Genomic DNA, 19340 nt, shown 5'->3' on the forward strand with positions numbered 1-19340 from the left:
AGCAGATGAATTTACTGTTCGAAGAATCCGGCGACTTCAAGGCCGGCTCCATCATGACCCAGCAGGGCGAGTCCTACCAGGTCGAGATGGCCTCCGGCAAGCGCACCAAGGTCAAGTCGCGCGACGCGCTGCTGCAGTTCGCCTCTCCTGCGCCGCAGGAATTGCTGGAGCAGGCGCAGGCCATCGCCGCCGAGGTCGACCTGGACTTCCTGTGGGAAGTGGCCGGCGAGGAAGAGTTCGGCTTCACCGAACTGGCGGCCGAGTACTTCGGCCACGCGCCCCTGCCACCAGAGGCTGCGGGTCTCCTGCTGTGCCTGCATCACGCGCCGATCTACTTCTACAAGAAGGGTCGCGGCCGCTACAAGGCGGCCCCGCAAGCCTCGCTGCAGGCCGCCCTGGCCGGCCTGGAAAAGAAGAAGCAGCAACTGCTGGCCCAGGCCGCCTATGTGGAAGAACTCAAGGCCCACAAGTTGCCCGAGGCCTTCCGCCCGATCGCCCTGCAATTGCTCTTCAAGCCGGACAAGAACGGCATCGAATACAAGGCCCTGGACGCCGCCGCCAAGGAACTGCAGACCACCCCGCAGCGCCTGATGCTGGCCGCCGGCGGCGTGGCCTCGCCCAAGGACCTGCACTATGCGCGCTTCCTTCATGAGTTCTTCCCGCGTGGCACGGGCTTCCCGGCCATCGACATCCCCGCGCCGACCACAGACCTGCCCACCGCCGATGTGCAGGCCTTCTCCATCGACGACGTCACCACCACCGAAATCGACGATGCACTGTCGGTGACCCGACTGGCCGACGGCAAGCTGCGCGTGGGCATCCACATCGCCGCACCGGGCCTGGCCATCAAGCGCGGCGACGCCATCGATGCGATGGCGCGCGCGCGCATGTCCACCGTGTACATGCCGGGCGAAAAGATCACCATGCTGCCCGACGATCTGGTGGCTACCTACACCCTGGATGCCGGCGCCGCCCGCCCGGCGCTGTCGCTGTATGCCACGCTGGACCCGGCCAGCTGGGAAGTGCTGGCCACCGAAACCCGCGCCGAACTGGTGCCGATTGCCGCCAACCTGCGCCACAACGACCTCGATGACCTGGTCACCGAGGAAGCCCTGGCCGAGAATCGCGGCGACTATCCGCACAAGGACGAGATCGCGCTGCTCTGGCAATGGGTGCAATTGCTGGAGCAGGGCCGCATGGCCAAGCGCGAGGCCTTCGGCCTGCGGCCGGAACAGAACAACCGCGTGGACTTCAACTTCTACGTCGAGAACGACGTGGTCAGCATTGTCCGTCGCCGTCGTGGCGCGCCGCTGGACAAGATCGTGGCCGAACTGATGATCTTCGCCAACAGCACCTGGGGCAAGCTCATGGCCGACCACGGCGTGCCGGGCATCTATCGCGCCCAGGGCGGCGGTGCCGGCGGCTGGGCCGCCAAGATGCAGGTGCGCATGGTCACCCATGCCGCTCCCCACCAGGGACTGGGCGTGGACCAGTACGCCTGGAGCACCTCGCCCCTGCGCCGCTATACCGACCTGGTCAACCAGTGGCAGATCCTGGCCTGCATCGAGCATGGCGTGACCGCACCGCTGGTGGCGCCCTTCAAGCCGCGTGACGCCGACCTGTTCGCCATCGTCTCCGGTTTCGACGCGGCCTATTCCGGCTATGCCGACTTCCAGTCCACCATGGAGCGCTACTGGTGCCTGCGTTGGCTGGCCCAGGAAAACGCCCGCACCGTGGAAGCGGTGGTGCTGAAGGACGAAATCCTGCGCCTGGTCGATATCCCGCTGGTGTTGCGCATGCCCGGCCTGCCGCAACTGGCGCGCGGCCTGCAGGTCAAGCTCGACCTGCTGCGCTGGGACGAGGTCGATCTCAGCGTGGAAGCACGCCTGCTGGAAGTGCCGGCCGCGGCGGCCCAGGCCCTGGCCACCGATCTGGGTGAAGACGACGAGGAGTTGCTGGAGGGCATGGCTGCGCTGGGCAGCGAGGAGGATGCCTCCAGCGACGAAGCGACCGACGCCGGGGAGGGTGAACCCGACGCTGCCGCTGAAACGGAAGCAGCGGCCGATGGCGAAAACCCGCCCGCCGCAGCGGCGCAATGAGGCGGTGCTGGCGTAGAATTGCCGCTGTCCCTATCGTCGCTTTTGCCTGCCTGCCGTGAACCTGTTTGCTCAACATCGCCTGCTCAGCGTGGCGCTCGGTCTCTCGCTGCTGGTGCACGGCCTGCTGCTGGCCGTACACTTCGCCGCGCCCGATGCCTTCCGCTTCAAGCCGTCGGACCCGGAACTGGAAGTCATCCTGGTCAACGCCAAGCACGACAAGAAGCCGGTCAACGCCCAGGCCCTGGCGCAGGCCAACCTGGATGGGGGCGGCAATGCCGAGGACGGCCGCGCCAAGTCACCGCTGCCGGACATGCAGCGGGTCGAGAGCGGCGACAGCGTCAAGGCCGCGCAACGCAAGGTGGTCGAGCTGGAACAGCAGCAGCGCAAGATGCTCGCGCAGCTGCAGGCGGCACAGCAGCATGTGACCAGCGCCGACCAGATCAAGCCGGTCGAGACGCCGCAGCCCAACGCGCACGACATGACCGAGACGGCCAAGGCCATGGCGCGCATGGAAGCCGAGGTCGCAAAGAACATCGAGCAATACAACAAGCGCCCGAAGAAGACCCAGATCACGCCCAGCACCCGTGAAGTCGGCTATGCCCAGTACTACAAGACGCTGCAGGACAAGATAGAAAAGATCGGAACCCTGAACTTCCCGACCCGGGACGGCAAGAAGCTCTATGGTGAACTGCTGATCGTCATCCCGGTCTTCCAGGACGGCACCATCTATGAACGCGATGGCGGCGTGGTGGTCAGGTCCAGTTCCGGCAATGCCGCACTGGACCAGGCGGCGGTGGCCATCGTGCGCCGCTCGGCGCCGTTCGGCCGCTTCCCGGAGAACATGCGCACCAGCGGCAAGGACGATGTGTGGGAAATCATCACCCGCTTCCGCTTCACGCGGGACCAGGGTGTGCAGGCCGAACTGGGGGCCGGCTGAGAGGCTGACGCACTGAGGGTCAGCGGCGCGGGACAGGAGCGCTGGCGGATCATTCAACGAAAACAGAGAACAAGGGAGCAGGCGGACCACCATGGATGAATACGTCGTCATCGGCAATCCCATTGCCCACAGCAAATCACCCGAGATCCACGCACAGTTTGCCGCCCAGACCGGCCAGCAACTGCACTACGATCGCCTGCTGGCGCCACTGCATGGCTTCAAGGCGGCGGTGCAGGTGTTCCAGCGGCGTGGCGGACGCGGCGCCAATGTCACCGTCCCCTTCAAGCTGGAGGCCCATGCCCTGGCCGACCAGCTGACCGAGCGCGCCCGTCTGGCCGGCGCGGTCAATACCCTCAAGTTCGAAGACGGCCGCATCCTGGGCGACAACACCGATGGTGCCGGCCTGGTGACTGACATCGTGGTCAATGCCGGCCAGGCGCTGGCGGGGCGTCGCGTGCTCCTGCTGGGGGCCGGCGGTGCCTCGCGCGGGGCACTGCTGCCGCTGCTGCAGCAAAAGCCGGCCGAACTGGTGATCGTCAACCGCACCCAGACCAAAGCGGCCGAGCTGGCCGCGCAGTTCGCCTCGCACGGCCCGGTCAAGAGCGCCGCCTATGCCGAACTGGACGGGGTATTCGATGTCATCGTCAATGCCACTTCGGCCAGCCTCACCGACGACCTGCCACCGCTGCCGGTGTCGGTCTACGGCAGCGACACCCTGGCCTACGACATGATGTATGGCCGCCAGCCCACGATCTTCCTGCAGAGCGCCCAGCAGCACGGCGCCTGCGTGCGCGATGGCCTGGGCATGCTGGTGGAGCAGGCGGCCGAAGCCTTCCACCTTTGGCGCGGCGTGCGTCCGGCCACCGCCGAGGTGTTCGCCAGCCTGCGCGCGCAACTGGCGCAATGAGGGGCATGCGCCCAGGGTCGGCCCGGCCGGCACGCGTGAGAATCTGCGCATCGTGACACCCGAGAACCACAGAACAAGAACCGGCACATGAAATCGCTACGCAAGCTGCTCTTCTGGATCATCGTCCTGCCCATCGCACTGGTGCTGCTGTTGCAGGCGTATTTCTTCGTCCAGATCTGGTGGTGGAAGGACCATAACCCCGAGTCCACCAGCTTCATGCGTCAGCAATTGTCATTGCTGCGCGAGAAGGATCCCAACGCGCAGCTGCAATTCCGCTGGACGCCGTATGCGCGCATTTCCAACAATCTCAAGCGCGCCATCATCGCCTCCGAGGATTCCAATTTCTCCGAGCATGACGGTATCGACTGGGAAGCCCTGCAAAAGGCCTACGAAAAGAACGAGAAGAAGGGCAAGGTGGTCGCCGGCGGCTCCACCATCACCCAGCAGCTGGCCAAGAACCTGTTCCTCTCCGGTGAGCGCAGCTACCTGCGCAAGGGCCAGGAATTCATCATCACCTACATGCTGGAATTCCTGCTGGACAAGCAGCGCATCTTCGAGATCTATCTCAACGTGGTGGAGTGGGGCAATGGCGTATTCGGCGCCGAGGCCGCCGCCCAGCACTATTACCGCACCACGGCCGCCGGCCTGGGTGCGGAGCAGGCCGCGCGGCTGGCGGTGATGCTGCCGCGTCCGCGCTACTACGACCGCAATCGCGGCTCGGCCTATCTGGCGGCCCGTACCGGGCTGATCCTGCGCCGCATGAACGCCGCCACGCTGCCGCCCACCCACAAGTGAGCGATTTTCTTGCCGCGTGCGCATGACCGGCGTATGACGTCAGCCTGCCAGCACGGGCCTGACAACAGGCCCCGTGTCGTGCTTGCCTGGCGCCGGGGTTGAACGTACACTTGCGCACGTTTCGCGCCTGAGGTCGCGCCGGCCTGCACCGGCGGCAGCGGGTCGCCGCACTCCCACCCGCGTTCCATCCAGCGAGAACCCATGATCAATGTATTCGTGTTGCAAAACGGACGACTGAGCCAGGTCAACATCGACAGCCGTACCGACCTGGAACAGGCGGCGCCGGTCTGGGTGGACCTGACCGAGCCGAACGACGAGGAGCGCGCCTGGGTCAAGAGCATCTATGGCGTGACCCTGCCGGACGAGGATGAATTCAGCGACATCGAAGCCTCGGCCCGTTACTTCGAGGCCGAGAACGGCGACCTGCACCTGCGCACCGACTTCCTGTTCGAAGGGGATGACGATTCCTCTTCCACCATGACGGTGGCCTTCATCCTGGCCCGCAACATCCTCTTCTCGGTGCATGCCGAAGACCTGCCGGTGTTCCGCCTGGTGCGCATGCGCGCCCGTTCGCGGCCCGGCTCCATCGGCGACTATCGCGACGTGCTGCTGGACCTCTACGAGACCGATGCCGAATATTCCGCCGATGCCCTGGAAGGCATCTACCAGAAGCTGGAGGCGGTGAGCACCAGCGTGCTCAAGAAGAGCCTGTCCGACCAGGATGCCGCCGACGTCCTGAACACCATCGCCCACGAAGAAGACTTGAACGGCCGTATCCGTCGCAACATGATGGATACGCGGCGCGCAGTCAGCTTCCTGATGCGCGGGCGGCTCCTGAGTTCGGAGCAGTTCGAGGACGCCCGCCAGATCCTGCGCGACATCGAATCGCTGGACGGCCACACCGCCTTCCTGTTCGACAAGATCAACTTCCTGATGGACGCCACCGTCGGCTTCATCAACATCAACCAGAACAAGATCATCAAGATCTTCTCAGTGGCGTCGGTAGCCTTCCTGCCACCGACCCTGATTGCCAGCATCTACGGCATGAACTTCAAGCTCATGCCGGAACTGGACTGGCCCATCGGCTATCCGCTGGCGATCCTGATGATGATCGGTTCGGCCATTGCGCCGTTCTGGTACTTCCGTCGGCGCGGCTGGCTCAACTGAGTCCCATCCTTTGAGGCCTGTCTGCTGACGGCGACGTCCTCATTTCTCTGACACCGTTTCCCGGGCTTCTCCGATGCCGTGCGCGCTGCCGGCGCGGCACACTGCATCCATCGTCTATCGCCAGATCAGGAGAGCCCCATGTCCACTCGCCACCACTACATTTCGCTGGCCATCGTCAGCGCCAGCTTCGCCGGCCTGCTGATCGGTTGCGCCAGCCCGCAGCAACCCTACGGCGCGGCCCCGCAGTCGCAGAACTATGATCGCGTTGCCTCCTATTCCGGTACCGGCGTGGTCGAGGCCATCGAAGTCACCCACAAGGAAAGCAACGGTGTTGCCGGTGCCGTGGTCGGCGGCGTGGCTGGCGGCCTGCTCGGTAATGCAGTCGGTGGCGGTACCGGCCGTGTACTGGCCACCGTGGCGGGCGCCGCCGGTGGCGCCTATGCCGGCAACCAGGTGCAACGTAACAATTCCGCCGGTCACCAGGTCTACAACATCCGCGTTCGCATGAATGATGGCTCCTTGCAGACCTTCGCACAGGAAGACAATACCGACTTCCGCGTCGGTGACCGCGTGCGCCTGGATAACGGTCGTATCTCGCGCTACTGATCGCACCTGATCGCTAAAGAGCGTTTCATGCAGAGATGAGCAGCACCAGCTTCAGTGCCGTGCAATAGTCTTCAACAGTTCTTGAGGGCGCCGGGTAGTCGGGTGAAACCGGTCATCCAGCGCAAAAGTTCAGGCCGTCCGGCTTAGGCAGGACGGCCTTTTTCTTGTGGGCGGCCAGAGGGGGATTGGTCCGGCAGATGAGGCAGCTCAGGCAGGATAGAGTGCGCCCAGTACCCGCAGGCCACGCGCTCCGGTCACCGCCGGCAGGTTGCCCGGCAGGCGCAGGTCGAAGCGGCGCGCCAGCCAGGCGAAGGCCAGCGCTTCCACCCGTTGGGGCGCCACACCCAGCACGGCCGTCGATTGCACCTCGGCGCGCCCCTGCAATTGCTGACGCAGCAGTCGCATCAGCAGCGCATTTTCAGCCCCTCCACCACAGACATAGACCTGGCCCGCATCAGGCGCATGGGCCACGATGGCATCGGCGATCGTGCTGGCGGTGAGCATGGTCAGCGTGGCCTGCACGTCGGGTGCCGGTATGGTTTGCCCGCTGCGCTGCAGGGCTGCCTGCAGCCAGTCCAGGTGGAACAGGTCACGTCCCGAACTCTTGGGCGGCGCGGCGCGGAAGAAGGCTTCGTCACGCAGTTGCGCCAGCAGGCCTGCGTGTACCTGGCCACTGGCGCCCCAGTCGCCGTTGGCGTCGTAGCTGCGCTGCAGGTGCAGCTGTATCCAGCCATCCATGAGCGCATTGCCGGGGCCGGTATCGAAGCCATAGGCCCCTTCTTCACCGGCCGGCAGGATACTGACATTGGCGATGCCACCGATATTGACCACCACCCGCGATTGCGACGCATCGCCGAAGATGGCCCGGTGGAAGGCCGGTACCAGCGGCGCACCCTGGCCACCGGCGGCCACGTCCCGGCTGCGGAAGTCGGCCACCACGTCGATGCCGGTCAACTCGGCCAGCAGCGCCGGGTTGTTGGTCTGGCGGGTGAAACCCAGTTCCGGGCGATGGCGGATGGTCTGTCCGTGTACCCCCACCATGCGCAGGTCGGCCGCCGACTTGCCCGATTGCAGCAGCAGCTGCGCCACGCAGTCGGCGTAGTGCACCGCCAGTGCATTGGCGGCCATGGCTTCGCGTTCGATCTCGTTGGGGCCGGCTGCCTGCAGCGCCATCAGGTCGGCGCGCAGATGGTCGGGGAAGGGGACGTAGGCCGCTGCCAGCGTGGCCGAGACGGCCTGGCCGTCGAAGTCGGCCAGCACGCCATCGACGCCATCGAGGCTGGTGCCGGACATGAGGCCGATGTAGAGGGAAGGGGGCCGGGAAGACGACGGGGACGAAGAAGAACTCATGGCAGGGGCGCAGGAAAAAGAAAAGGGCGGTCGCTGATTCTACAGCGACCGCCCTTCGTAGCTCATGCCGGCAGGAACGATGCCGGCCGGAATTACTTGATGGAAGCCAGTTTCACATCCGGCGCGCCCGGTACACGCAGCATGGCCATGCGGTGCTGCATCTCGTCGGCCACGGTGCGGAAGCGCTGCATCTGCGGGCCGGTCAATGCCTGGACATTGGGCACTTCCACCGACAGCGGGTTGCGCGGCTGGTTGTTGACCCGGAACTCATAGTGCAGGTGCGGGCCGGTCGCCCAGCCGGTCATGCCGACGAAACCGATCACGTCGTTCTGGCTGACCTTCATGCCCTTCTTGATGTTGGGCGCGAAGCGGCTCATGTGGCCGTAGGCGGTGGAGTAGCCACTCCAGTGCTTGATGACGACGATGTTGCCATAGCCGTTCTGCTGACCCACGAAGTCGACCACGCCATCGGCCGCCGCATGGATCGGGGTGCCGGTCGGCGCCGCGAAGTCCACGCCGGTGTGCTGTTTCCACTGGCCCAGGATGGGGTGCAGGCGCATCGAGAAGCCCGAGGAAATACGGGTGAAGGCCAGCGGCGACTTCAGGAAGGCCTTCTTGAGCGACTTGCCGTCGAAGGCGTAGTAGCCGCCACCGCCGATCTTGCTGGCCGGGTCGCTGAACCACACCGCCTGGTAACGGTTGCCGGCATTGTCGAATTCACCGGCCAGCACGCGACCGGTGCGCACCAGGTCACCGTTCTGGTAATAGGTCTCGTAGACCACGTTGAAGCGGTCGCCGCGACGCAGGTCGGAAGCGAAGTTGATGTTGGTGGCGAACATGTCTACCAGCTGCATGGCGATGGCGTCCGGGATCTGGGCCGCATCGGTGGCCGCGAACAGCGAGGAGAAGATGGTGCCGGCGCGCATTTCCACGCGCCGCTCCAGCACGGCCGGCTGCGCCTGGGCGGTCAGCTTGCCATCCTGGCGCGAGATGACCAGGTTCTTCGGGGTGTCGCTGCCGTCGTCGAGGGTGGCCGACAGCTTGACCAGTTCGCCATTGTCGTCGGTCTGGGCCACCACACGCTTGCCGGCGCGCAACTGCATCACCGTGCGCGCCAGGGTGTCGGACTTGATGAAGGCCGTGGCCTCGTCGTCATCCACGCCCAGGCGGTTGAGCAGGGTGGCCAGGGTGTCGCCGCTGCGTACCTTCTCTTCGTTCACGTAATACTGCGAACGCTCTTCCAGTGCGCTGATCTGCTGTTGCAGGTCGGGCAGGGTCAGTTCCTTGGAAATCGGGTTGACCGGGGCGTCCTTCAGGTCGGGCTCGGCCGGTGCGAAGCCGGCGGCGCCGATGGTAAAGGCCGCCAGGAACAGGGCGCTGGCGCCGACGATGCGGGTCTTGGGCGAGGAGGCGGCGACTTTGTGGTGGCAGGATCGCAACGCGGTGAAGCACAGGGACGAGAGGTGCTTGAGTTTATCTTGTGGGAACATGCAATACGAATACGTTAAAATCTGACGTTTCCGTGGCGGATGGCGGGTACGGCTGCAATGCGGCGTTTCCTGTCCCCCCGCCGTGTTGCGCCCGCGTAATTCTTCATACGCACGGGTGTGAATATTGTTCCTGCTGATGAGCTTCTGAGGCGGCGTCCTGGCGCCCAGCAGAAAAACGAAAGTCGGAATTATAGCAACACGCTTTAGCGGTCTTGTCCTACAAATGCCAATTTTTTAGTTATATCGATGAACGCCGACCAGTCCACCCCTTCCGCGCCCTCCGCCGCCTCCTCCAAACTGCCCCTCTCCGACAAGGTCCAGGAGGCGCTGGCCATCACCAAACGCGGTATCGATGAGCTGCTCATCGAAAGCGAATTCGCGCAGAAGCTGGCGCGTGCCGAGCAGAGCGGCCAGCCGCTGCGCATCAAGCTGGGACTGGACCCGACCGCCCCTGACCTGCACCTGGGCCATACGGTGGTTCTGAACAAGATGCGCCAGTTGCAGAACCTGGGGCATCAGGTGATCTTCCTGATCGGCGACTTCACCTCGATGATCGGCGACCCGTCCGGCCGCAATGCCACCCGTCCGCCGCTGTCGCGCGAACAGATCGAGATCAACGCCAAGACCTATTTCGCCCAGGCCAGCCTGGTGCTGGATGCCAGCAAGACCGAAATCCGCTACAACTCCGAATGGTGCGATGCCCTGGGTAGCCGCGGCATGATCCAGCTGGCCTCGCGCTACACCGTGGCGCGCATGATGGAGCGCGACGACTTCACCAAGCGCTTCAAGGAAGGCACGCCGATCTCGGTGCATGAATTCCTCTACCCGCTGATGCAGGGCTATGACTCGGTGGCCCTGAAGTCCGACCTGGAACTGGGCGGCACCGACCAGAAATTCAACCTGCTGGTGGGCCGCGAACTGCAGAAGGACTTCGGCCAGGAGCCGCAGTGCATCCTGACCATGCCGCTGCTGGAAGGCCTGGACGGCGTGGAAAAGATGTCCAAGTCCAAGGGCAACTATATCGGCATCACCGAGCCGGCCAACACCATGTTCGCCAAGGTGATGAGCATTTCCGACGTGATGATGTGGCGCTACTACGACCTGCTGTCGTTCCGCTCCATCGCCGAAATCGCTGCCTTCAAGGCCGAGGTCGAGGGTGGCCGCAATCCGCGCGATATCAAGGTCGCCCTGGCCCAGGAGATCGTGGCCCGCTTCCACTCGCAGCAGGCTGCCGAAGACGCGCTGGCCGATTTCGTCAACCGCTCCAAGGGCGGCATCCCGGACGACATCCCGGAGGTCTCGCTGTCGGGCGCGCCGCTGGGCATCGGCCAGTTGCTCAAGCAGGCCAACCTCTGTGCCTCCACCTCGGAAGCACTGCGCATGGTGGAGCAGGGCGGCGTGCGTATCGACGGCACTGTCATCAGCGACAAGGGTTTGAAGGTCGAGGCCGGCCAGTGCGTGGTGCAGGTCGGCAAGCGCAAGTTTGCCCGCGTCACCCTGGCGTAAGCTGGTGCGCGCATGATTGCCCTGTTGCAGCGGGTCAGCCAGGCCGCCGTGGTGGTGGACGGGCAGACGCTGGGTGCCATCGGCCCCGGCCTGATGGTATTGGTCTGCGCCGAACGCCATGATGGCGTGGCCCAGGCCGATGCCCTGCTCAAGAAGCTGCTGGCCTATCGCGTCTTCAGCGACGAGGCAGGCAAGATGAACCGTAGTGTTGTCGACGTGCAAGGCGGCCTGTTGCTGATTCCGCAGTTCACGTTGGCCGCCGATACCAATTCCGGCACACGCCCCTCCTTCACGCCAGCGGCCGCGCCCGAACTGGGACGGCAGCTGTTTGAGCACTTCGTGGCGCAGGCGCGGGTGCAGCATGGACAGGAAAAGGTCGGCACCGGTCGTTTTGGCGCCGACATGAAAGTGTCGCTGACCAACGACGGGCCGGTCACTTTCTGGCTGCAGGTGAAGCCTCCGGCTTTGGTGTCATGAACCTCGGTCTGGCTTGAAGCCGGGCCGGACGTCCCCAAATGAATTTGCAAAGCGTGTTGAATGTGGCCTTACTTTAGGAGGTGATATGAAATTCTGGAGCGATTCTTTCAAGGACGGTAGCAACATCCCCGGCGAGTTCGCCTTCGCGGTGATGGACCCCAAGACCCACGTCGCCCTGTCGGCCAACCGGAACCCGCACTTCGCCTGGAGCGATCTGCCGGCCGACACCAGGTCGCTGGCGCTGGTGGTGCATGACCCTGACGTGCCTTCCCGTGGCGACGACGTCAACCAGGAAGGCAAGACCGTGCCGCTGGAACTGCCGCGGGTGGATTTCTATCACTGGACCCTGGTGGACATTCCGGCCAGTGTCAGCCAGATCAAGGCCGGCCAGTTCAGCAACGGCGTGACCGCACGTGGCAAGCCGGGCCCGGCGGTGCTGGGCGACGTCATGCCCGGTGCGCGCCAGGGCATCAACGACTACACCGGCTGGTTCGCCGGCGACGGCGACATGCGCGGCGACTACTTCGGCTACGACGGACCCTGCCCACCGTGGAACGATGCGCTGGTGCACCGCTACATCTTCACCCTCTATGCCCTGGACGTGGAACAGCTGCCGGTGGCCGGCAACCTCGAAGGCTCGGTGGTGGTGACGGCGCTACGCGACCATGTCCTGGCGCAGGCCTCCCTCACCGGCCTGTACACCCTCAACCCCAGCGCCATACCGCGCACCTGAAAACCCGCATGACCGACATCCTGCTGATCCGCCACGGCGAAACCGACTGGAACGTGGACAAGCGCCTGCAAGGGCATATCGACATTGCGCTCAACCAGGCCGGCCAGCGCCAGGTCCTGGCGCTGGGCGAGCTGCTGGCCGAGGAGGGCATCGACGCCATCTTCGCCAGCGATCTGCAGCGCGCCCGCGACACCGCGCAGGCGGTGGCCCAGGCCAGCGGACGGCAGGTAGTCATCGATACCGGCTTGCGCGAGCGCTGCTATGGCGCCTTCGAAGGTCTGCGCCATGTGGAGATCGAGGCGCGCTATCCCGAGGCCTATCGGCAGTGGAAAGCCCGCGAGCCGGACTTCCGCTACCCGGCCGGCGAGCGTATCGCCGAGACCATGCGCGAGTTCTACGAGCGCTCGGTCGCGGCGGTGCAGCGGGTACTGGCCTCGGGCCCGTACCGCAAGGTGGCCATCGTCACCCATGGCGGCGTGCTGGAGTGCATCCATCACTGGGCCAGCCAGAGCTCCTTCGCCCAGCCGCGCAACTTCGACATCTTCAACGCCAGCGTCAACCGCCTGCACTGGGATGGCCAACGCGCCCATATCCGTTCCTGGGGCGAGATCGGTCACCTCCAGCGCGAGACGCTGGACGAGGTCGACCGCTGAATCCGCACGCCGGGCCGCGCCACGCGGCCCGGATTCTTGCAGGATGGCAATCAGGATTGGCATACTGCCAACAATTGATTTTGCCCAATAAATAATCAGTCCCAAAGATGTAACCGCGCCCGATTCTTGTTGGGCGAGGCCGTCAATCGCGCTAAAATAGCGCCCTTCCCCGTACCTCCCCCTGATCCACGTCGTGAACATTGGGCCTTACTCCCTGCGAAACAACGTGTTCGTCGCTCCCATGGCGGGCGTGACCGACCGTCCATTCCGCCAGCTGTGCAAGCAGCTGGGGGCAGGGTATGCCGTGTCCGAGATGGCGGCTTCCGATCCGCGGCTGTGGCACAGCGAGAAGACCTCGCGCCGTATCAACCACGATGGCGAGATGGAACCCAAGGCGGTGCAGATCGCCGGGGCCGATCCCGCCATGCTGGCCGACTGCGCGAAGTACAACGTCGAGCGCGGCGCCCAGATCATCGACATCAACATGGGCTGTCCAGTCAAGAAGGTCTGCAACAGCTGGTGCGGTTCAGCCCTGCTGCAGGACGAGGAACTGGTGGCGCGCATCCTGGATGCGGTGGTGTCGGCGGTGGACGTGCCGGTGACGCTGAAATTCCGCACCGGCTGGGACCGCGCCAACAAGAACGCCCTGAAGATCGCCGCCCGCGCCCAGGCGGCCGGCATCGCCATGCTGACGCTGCACGGTCGCACCCGCGCCGACGGCTACAGCGGCCATGCCGAGTACGAGACCATCGCCGCCGTGAAGGCTGCCGTCAGCATTCCGGTGGTGGCCAATGGCGACATCACCACGCCCGAGAAGGCGCGCGAGGTCCTGCGCATCACCGGGGCTGATGCCGTCATGGTCGGCCGCGCCGCACAGGGGCGGCCCTGGATCTTCCGCGAGATCGACCACTTCCTGCAGACCGGCGAACACCTGCCGGCGCCGCTGGTGAGCGAGGTCGTGCAGCTGATGGATGAACACCTGCAGGCCCACTATGCGTTCTACGGCGAGTACCTGGGCGTGCGCACGGCGCGCAAGCATATCGGCTGGTATGTGCGCGAACTGGCCGGGGGCGAGCAGTTCCGTCGCGGCATGAATCGCATCGAAGACTGCAACCAGCAGTTGCAGGCGGTGCGGCAGTTCTTCGCCGACCAGGCAGCGCACGGCGAGCGTCTGCAATACGGTCTGGTGGATGAGGTGGCCCTGGCCGCCTGAGCGAACGAGCAATGGCCCGACCGCCCGGCAGGGACGGAGATCGGGCTTGGGGTAACGGGTATCGGATGCGCCTTGCGCGCAATTGATCAACAACACGGCAGGTCACGCAGGCAGGCGCGCAGTTCACAACGGCGAGCGTCGCCGGCAGTGGCCACACCGGAAAAAAACAGAAGCAGCAACGCCATGAGCAAAGAAAGTATCGAGGATGTCGTCAAGAAGAGCCTGGAAAAATATTTCCGGGATCTCGGAGAGCAACTCCCCACCAATGTCTACGACATGGTGCTGGCCACGGTCGAAAAACCGGTCTTCGAGACCGTGATGGCGCGCGCCGAGGGCAACCAGTCCCAGGCCGCCGAGATCCTCGGCATCAACCGCAATACGCTGCGCAAGAAGCTGCAGCAGCACGGCCTGCTGTAGCCCGCGCAAGGCCGGCGCCGCAGTGCAGGGGGCCGGCTCATGCAGGGGTGCAGCTTCCTTCCACGGTTTTTCAGGTTTCCTTTCCCTTACCAGTCTTGCCTACCATGATCAAACAAGCACTCATTTCCGTATCCGACAAGGCAGGCGTGCTCGAATTCGCGCGCGCGCTGTCCGCCATGGGCGTCAACATCCTGTCCACCGGCGGCACCGCCAAGCTGCTGGCCGACAATGGCGTGCCGGTCACCGAAGTGGCCGACTACACCGGTTTCCCGGAAATGCTGGATGGCCGCGTGAAGACGCTGCATCCCAAGGTGCATGGCGGCATCCTGGCGCGTCGTGACTTCCCCGAGCACGTGGCCGCCCTGGACCAGCACGGCATCCCCACCATCGACATGGTGGTGGTGAACCTGTATCCGTTCCAGCAGACCGTTGCCAAGCAAGAGTGCTCCCTGGAAGACGCCATCGAGAACATCGACATCGGCGGCCCGGCCATGCTGCGTTCCTCGGCCAAGAACCACAAGGACGTGATCGTCATCTGCGACCCGACCGACTACGAAGGCGTGCTGGCCGAGCTGAAGTCGGGCGGCGACCTGCCCTATGAAAAGCGCTTCGCGCTGGCCAAGAAGGTCTTTGCCCACACTGCGCAATACGACGGCGCCATTACCAATTACTTCACCTCCCTGGGCGAAGACAAGCAGCACACCACCCGCAGCGCCTACCCGTCTACCCTGAACCTTCACTTTGAGAAGGTCCAGGACATGCGCTATGGGGAAAACCCGCATCAGAGCGCCGCCTTCTACCGCGACATCAAGAAGGTCGAGGGCGCCCTGGCCAACTACACCCAGCTGCAGGGCAAGGAACTGTCCTTCAACAACATCGCCGATGCCGATGCGGCGTGGGAATGCGTCAAGAGCTTCGACCCCGCCACCGAAGCGGCCTGCGTCATCATCAAGCACGCCAACCCCTGTGGCGTGGCCATCGGTGCCAACCCGCTGGAAGCCTACAGCAAGGCGTTGCAGACCGACCCGACCTCGGCCTTCGGTGGCATCATCGCCTTCAACCGCGAAGTGGATGCGGCTGCGGCCGAAGCGGTGGCCAAGCAGTTCCTGGAAGTGCTGATCGCCCCGTCCTTCAGTGCTGAAGCCAGGCAGATCTTCGCCGCCAAGCAGAACGTGCGCCTGCTGGAAATCCCGCTGGGCAATGGCCTGAACGGCTACGACTTCAAGCGCGTCGGCGGTGGCCTGCTGGTGCAGTCGCCGGATGCCAAGAACGTGCTGCTGGCCGACGTGAAGGTGGTCAGCAAGAAGCAGCCGACCCCGCAGCAACTGCAGGACCTGATGTTTGCCTGGCGCGTGGCCAAGTTCGTCAAGTCCAACGCCATCGTCTTCTGCGGCAATGGCATGACCCTGGGTGTGGGTGCCGGCCAGATGAGCCGCATCGACTCCGCCCGCATCGCCTCGATCAAGGCGCAGAACGCTGGCCTGACCCTGGCGGGTTCTGCCGTGGCCTCCGACGCCTTCTTCCCGTTCCGTGACGGCCTGGACGTGGTGGTCGATGCCGGTGCCACCTGCGTCATCCACCCGGGCGGCTCCATGCGCGACCAGGAAGTGATCGACGCCGCCAACGAGCGCGACGTGGTGATGCTGCTGACTGGAACCCGTCACTTCCGTCACTGATCATCTGCATGCTTTAAACAGGAACGCCCGGCCATCTGCCGGGCGTTCTTGTTGGTGGGTTCGGTTTGCCTGCGCTGTTGTCTGTGCGGTCGCCTGCGCTCAGGATTGCTCCGGAACCAGACCCTCATGCATCGCAATCCGGCTCAGGGCCATCTCGAAGCGCTGGCGCGATTCCGCCGTCAATTGCTGCAGGTACTGATGCAACTGCGCATCGGCCTCGTTGCGATTGGCGCACTGCGCGCTGTAGCGCTCGAACTGCGACAGCTGCATCAGCAACTCGGCCACATGGCGCGGGCACTCGCAGGCCACCGTGGTGGAGCGGTTCGCAAAGGCGATCAGTTCATTGTCGCTCCAGCGCCGTGTTACCTGCGCCTGCTGCGACCAGGCCGGTTCGCTGCGCGCCGGCACCGTCAGCGCCATCAGTGCACGCAGCCACTGCAGGATCACCACGTCCGGTTGCGGCGCGCGCAGCAGGCTGATGCCTACCGCTGCCAGCGTCTCGCATACCGCTTCGCTGGCAAAGCCATACAGCACCGCCATCGGCAAGCCACTCAAGGCCGGTGCCGAACTCTCCAGCGCCCCCAGCCAGCCGGCATGCAACTGCGGCTCGTGCAGCAGCAGGGCGTCGACTTCTTCCCGTTTCAGGCTCAGGGCGGCCTGCTGGACGCTCTCGAAGGGTCCCAGCAACTGCAGCGGACGGCCCAGGCGCTGCAGCAGGCCCGGCTTGTCCAGCCGCTGCGCCAGCGTGGCGCCGATCACCGCCACCCGCCACTGGCCCTGCACCGTCTGCGGCGGGGTGGGGCGCACGGCGTGCAGTTCGGCATGGGTGGCCGCGACCTGCTGCAACTGCTCCATGTCCAGCCCGGCCAGGCTGCCGATGGCATGACCGAGCTCGGTCAACTGCCGGATCAGGGCCAGGCGCCGCACGTCGGCTTCCGAATACAGGCGCTGCCCGCTGGGCGAGAGCTTGCCCTGGGTCAGCGCATAACGACGCTCCCACACGCGCAGGGTCGCCACCGGCATGCGCAACATGCGGGCCACGGCCCCGGTGCGGCGCAATGACTCGGTCGCGGGTTTGTCTGCGGGAGGGGCGGACTGCTGCGGCTGGTCTGTGCTCATGATCTCTCTCGTTGAATCAGGAATGACGCAGATTATAGGCGATAAATCGCGGCTTTGAATCAAGGTTGAACCATTTATTGCGTACAATCCTGAGTCATAAAATCCACCCGCCAGGCCAACGCTCATCGCGGCAACAAGGCGCAGTTGCCCAGCAAGCCCTGCGCCGTCTGCGGCTTGCCCATGACCTGGCGGCGCAAGTGGGCCAGGAACTGGGATGACGTCAAATACTGTTCCGACGCCTGTCGCCGCAAGCCTGCCCACGCTGGTTCCTGAGGAGTCGAGTCATGTACCGCAAACACCAATTCGACCTGGTGCTGGATGCCGTGTCACCGGAAGAAGCGTCGCAAGCCGCGCCGCAAGTCCTGGCGCCCCCTGCGCTGCCTACCCTGGCCGCTGCCCGCCAGCGTATCGCCGCCGTGCGCCCGGGGGCCTACGCCCGCACCCGCAACAGCCTGGAGGGCGCCGTGACAGGGCTGTCGCCCTACCTCACCCATGGCATGGTCACGTTGCGCGAGGTGCTGGCTGGCGTCTGCGCGCGCCATGCGCTGGAGGTGCAGCACAAGTTCGTCTATGAACTGGGCTGGCGCGCGTTCTACCGCTATGTCTGGGCGCGCCGTGGCGCCCGCATCTTCGATTCGCTGCATCCCGGTCCGCTGCCGGAGTCGGCCTATGCGCGTGAGTTGCCGGCCGATATCCGCGAGGGTGCCACCGGGCTGCCGGTGATCGACCAGGCCGTGCGCACCCTGTATGCCACCGGGACCCTGCACAACCACGCCCGCATGTGGCTGGCCAGCTATATCGTGCATCTGCGCAAGCTGCACTGGCGCGCCGGTGCCGACTGGATGGTCGGTCACCTGCTGGATGGCGACCTGGCCAGCAATCACCTGAGCTGGCAGTGGGTGGCCGGCACCGGCAGCCACAAGCCCTATCTCTTCAATGCCGAGAATGTGGCCAAGTACGCGCCTGCCCCCTGGCATAGCCCGGGGACGGTACTCGACACCAGCTATGAAGCGCTGGGCCAGATCGCCCTGCAGCCCGATCCGGTGGCGCCTGAACCCGCGGCCTCCGCCCGCGCTTGCCCGCGCATTGCCGAGCCCCCCCTGCTGGCGGCACCCCCGGCCAGCCTGGATAGCGTCGCCCCCGACCCGCAGGCCGTGGCCGGGCGCGACGTCTGGCTGGTCCATCCCTGGAGCCTGGGCGAACTGCCGGCCGATCTCGCACCCGATACGCTGGTGGTGGGGCTGTACCTCTCCGACTTCCATCTGCTGTGGCCGTGGAGCCGGCGCCGCTGGGATTTCGTCGGCGCGCGCATGCGCGAGCTTGCACCGCTGTGCTGGCACGGCGACGCCGCCAGCGTGGGACGCGCCCTGAAGGCGGCACGTAGCGTGCGCTGCCAGTCCGATCCGCACCTGGCACCGTGGCTGCCGCTGTGGGCGCAATGCAGCGCGACGCCAGGACTGTTTCCGGCGGTGGACAAGCCCAGCGATCTGTTCACCCAGTGGTGGCGACGCAGCACCCATGGCCTGCGCGACGCGGCCGAGTTGCTGGCGCGGGAGGGCCACTGCGATGGCTGACGGCGAGGAACGCAACAGCGGGAATCAGAAGGATGCGCTGACCGTGCTCTACGACGGCGCCTGCCCGCTCTGCCGCCGTGAGATCGGTCTGTACCAGCGCCTTGGCGAGCAGGCGCCGCTGCGCTTCTGCGACATCAGCCAGCCCGATCGTGGCTCCGCCTTGCCATCCGGCCTGACGCGCGAGCAGCTCCTGGCGCGCTTCCATGTGCAACGCGCCGACGGTGTGGTCTTCAGCGGGGCAGCGGCCTTCGTGCAGCTATGGGCGAGCTTGCCGGGCTGGCGCTGGCTGGCCCGCCTGGCGCGCCTGCCCGGGATGCTGTGGCTGATGGAGCGCTCCTATCGCGGCTTCCTGCGCCTGCGCCCGGCGCTCCAGCGGTTGGTCCTGCGCCTGGAAGGGCGCTCGCGGCGCTCCTGATGTCGGTCGGCCTGGTCTGGTTCAAGCGCGACCTGCGCCTGCGCGATCATCAACCGCTGGCGCAGGCGGCACAGTGCGAACGCGCCTTTGGCCTGTTCATCATCGAACCGGCCTGGTTGCAATCACGTAACGGCGCGGACGGTAACAGACGACCTACCCCGGTCAGGACGTGCTGTTCTCGGGCTTGGGCAGGCCCGATCGGTTAG

General features: G+C 65.2%; 20 protein-coding genes. 17 read left to right on the plus strand and 3 right to left on the minus strand.

Annotation, left to right across the window (positions count from 1 at the left end; translation table 11 throughout):
• The first annotated feature begins 5 nt into the window (after window positions 1–5).
• The 6 genes from HBH1_RS18130 to HBH1_RS18155 all read left to right on the plus strand — a co-directional run bounded on the left by HBH1_RS18130 (window position 6) and on the right by HBH1_RS18155 (window position 6511).
• Window positions 6–2099, plus strand: coding sequence for a ribonuclease catalytic domain-containing protein (locus tag HBH1_RS18130; protein WP_102663869.1), 2094 nt, complete (start codon window positions 6–8; stop codon window positions 2097–2099).
• Between the two features lie 55 nt (window positions 2100–2154).
• Window positions 2155–3036 carry a TonB C-terminal domain-containing protein gene (locus HBH1_RS18135; protein WP_199181620.1) on the plus strand — a complete coding sequence of 294 codons (882 nt, stop codon included), beginning with the start codon at window positions 2155–2157 and terminating at the stop codon, window positions 3034–3036.
• A gap of 91 nt (window positions 3037–3127) precedes the next feature.
• Window positions 3128–3943 carry a shikimate dehydrogenase gene (gene aroE / locus HBH1_RS18140; protein ID WP_102663871.1) on the plus strand — a complete coding sequence of 272 codons (816 nt, stop codon included), beginning with the start codon at window positions 3128–3130 and terminating at the stop codon, window positions 3941–3943.
• 87 nt (window positions 3944–4030) lie between these two features.
• Window positions 4031–4738, plus strand: coding sequence for a monofunctional biosynthetic peptidoglycan transglycosylase (gene mtgA, locus HBH1_RS18145; protein ID WP_006463617.1), 708 nt, complete (start codon window positions 4031–4033; stop codon window positions 4736–4738).
• Between the two features lie 201 nt (window positions 4739–4939).
• Window positions 4940–5905, plus strand: coding sequence for a magnesium/cobalt transporter CorA (gene corA / locus HBH1_RS18150; RefSeq protein WP_006463618.1), 966 nt, complete (start codon window positions 4940–4942; stop codon window positions 5903–5905).
• A gap of 138 nt (window positions 5906–6043) precedes the next feature.
• Window positions 6044–6511: a glycine zipper 2TM domain-containing protein gene (locus HBH1_RS18155; protein ID WP_006463619.1), complete on the plus strand. Its 468-nt coding sequence runs from the start codon at window positions 6044–6046 to the stop codon at window positions 6509–6511.
• A gap of 207 nt (window positions 6512–6718) precedes the next feature.
• Here HBH1_RS18155 and HBH1_RS18160 read toward each other — a convergent pair whose 3' ends face one another.
• Window positions 6719–7861, minus strand: coding sequence for an anhydro-N-acetylmuramic acid kinase (locus tag HBH1_RS18160; protein ID WP_102663872.1), 1143 nt, complete (start codon window positions 7859–7861; stop codon window positions 6719–6721).
• Window positions 7862–7953: 92 nt separating this feature from the next.
• Window positions 7954–9351, minus strand: a complete 1398-nt coding sequence (locus HBH1_RS18165; RefSeq protein WP_102663873.1) for a M23 family metallopeptidase — start codon at window positions 9349–9351, stop codon at window positions 7954–7956.
• Window positions 9352–9597: 246 nt separating this feature from the next.
• Here HBH1_RS18165 and tyrS point away from each other — a divergent pair, with 246 nt between their 5' ends.
• The 7 genes from tyrS (at window position 9598) to purH (ending at window position 16026) form a co-directional block, all read left to right on the plus strand.
• Complete coding sequence (tyrS, locus tag HBH1_RS18170) at window positions 9598–10857, plus strand: tyrosine--tRNA ligase (protein ID WP_102663874.1); 1260 nt, start codon at window positions 9598–9600, stop codon at window positions 10855–10857.
• Between the two features lie 12 nt (window positions 10858–10869).
• Entirely contained in the window at window positions 10870–11334 is a 465-nt protein-coding gene (gene dtd, locus HBH1_RS18175) for a D-aminoacyl-tRNA deacylase (RefSeq protein WP_102663875.1), read from the plus strand.
• Between the two features lie 85 nt (window positions 11335–11419).
• Complete coding sequence (locus tag HBH1_RS18180; protein ID WP_102663876.1) at window positions 11420–12067, plus strand: YbhB/YbcL family Raf kinase inhibitor-like protein; 648 nt, start codon at window positions 11420–11422, stop codon at window positions 12065–12067.
• An 8-nt stretch (window positions 12068–12075) separates the two neighbouring features.
• Window positions 12076–12720, plus strand: coding sequence for a histidine phosphatase family protein (locus HBH1_RS18185; protein ID WP_102663877.1), 645 nt, complete (start codon window positions 12076–12078; stop codon window positions 12718–12720).
• Between the two features lie 193 nt (window positions 12721–12913).
• A complete protein-coding gene (gene dusB / locus HBH1_RS18190) occupies window positions 12914–13933 on the plus strand; it encodes a tRNA dihydrouridine synthase DusB (RefSeq protein WP_102663878.1) in 1020 nt (339 codons plus the stop codon).
• Window positions 13934–14116: 183 nt separating this feature from the next.
• The gene (locus HBH1_RS18195) at window positions 14117–14350 is read left to right on the plus strand and encodes a Fis family transcriptional regulator (RefSeq protein WP_006463627.1); all 234 of its coding nucleotides are present in this window, start codon (window positions 14117–14119) and stop codon (window positions 14348–14350) included.
• Window positions 14351–14454: 104 nt separating this feature from the next.
• On the plus strand, window positions 14455–16026 hold the full coding sequence (gene purH / locus HBH1_RS18200; RefSeq protein WP_102663879.1) for a bifunctional phosphoribosylaminoimidazolecarboxamide formyltransferase/IMP cyclohydrolase: 1572 nt from the start codon (window positions 14455–14457) through the stop codon (window positions 16024–16026).
• Between the two features lie 99 nt (window positions 16027–16125).
• On the opposite strand, the gene HBH1_RS18205 is transcribed toward purH, so the two are convergent.
• Window positions 16126–17145, minus strand: coding sequence for a MerR family transcriptional regulator (locus HBH1_RS18205; protein WP_102663880.1), 1020 nt, complete (start codon window positions 17143–17145; stop codon window positions 16126–16128).
• 96 nt (window positions 17146–17241) lie between these two features.
• Here HBH1_RS18205 and HBH1_RS18210 point away from each other — a divergent pair, with 96 nt between their 5' ends.
• From HBH1_RS18210 to HBH1_RS25480, 4 genes are read left to right on the plus strand one after another with little or no spacing between them, the layout of a single operon-like run.
• On the plus strand, window positions 17242–17418 hold the full coding sequence (locus HBH1_RS18210) for a DUF2256 domain-containing protein (protein WP_102663881.1): 177 nt from the start codon (window positions 17242–17244) through the stop codon (window positions 17416–17418).
• A gap of 11 nt (window positions 17419–17429) precedes the next feature.
• The gene (locus HBH1_RS18215) at window positions 17430–18719 is read left to right on the plus strand and encodes an FAD-binding domain-containing protein (protein WP_102663882.1); all 1290 of its coding nucleotides are present in this window, start codon (window positions 17430–17432) and stop codon (window positions 18717–18719) included.
• Window positions 18712–19134: a thiol-disulfide oxidoreductase DCC family protein gene (locus HBH1_RS18220; RefSeq protein WP_006463631.1), complete on the plus strand. Its 423-nt coding sequence runs from the start codon at window positions 18712–18714 to the stop codon at window positions 19132–19134. The genes HBH1_RS18215 and HBH1_RS18220 overlap by 8 nt, the downstream gene beginning before the upstream one ends.
• Window positions 19134–19340 (plus strand): deoxyribodipyrimidine photo-lyase, encoded by a 207-nt coding sequence (locus tag HBH1_RS25480; RefSeq protein WP_233207651.1) that lies wholly within the window; start codon window positions 19134–19136, stop codon window positions 19338–19340. The genes HBH1_RS18220 and HBH1_RS25480 overlap by 1 nt, the downstream gene beginning before the upstream one ends.

The sequence above is a fragment of the Herbaspirillum sp. BH-1 genome, assembly GCF_002870055.1.
GTDB lineage: Bacteria > Pseudomonadota > Gammaproteobacteria > Burkholderiales > Burkholderiaceae_D > Herbaspirillum > Herbaspirillum frisingense.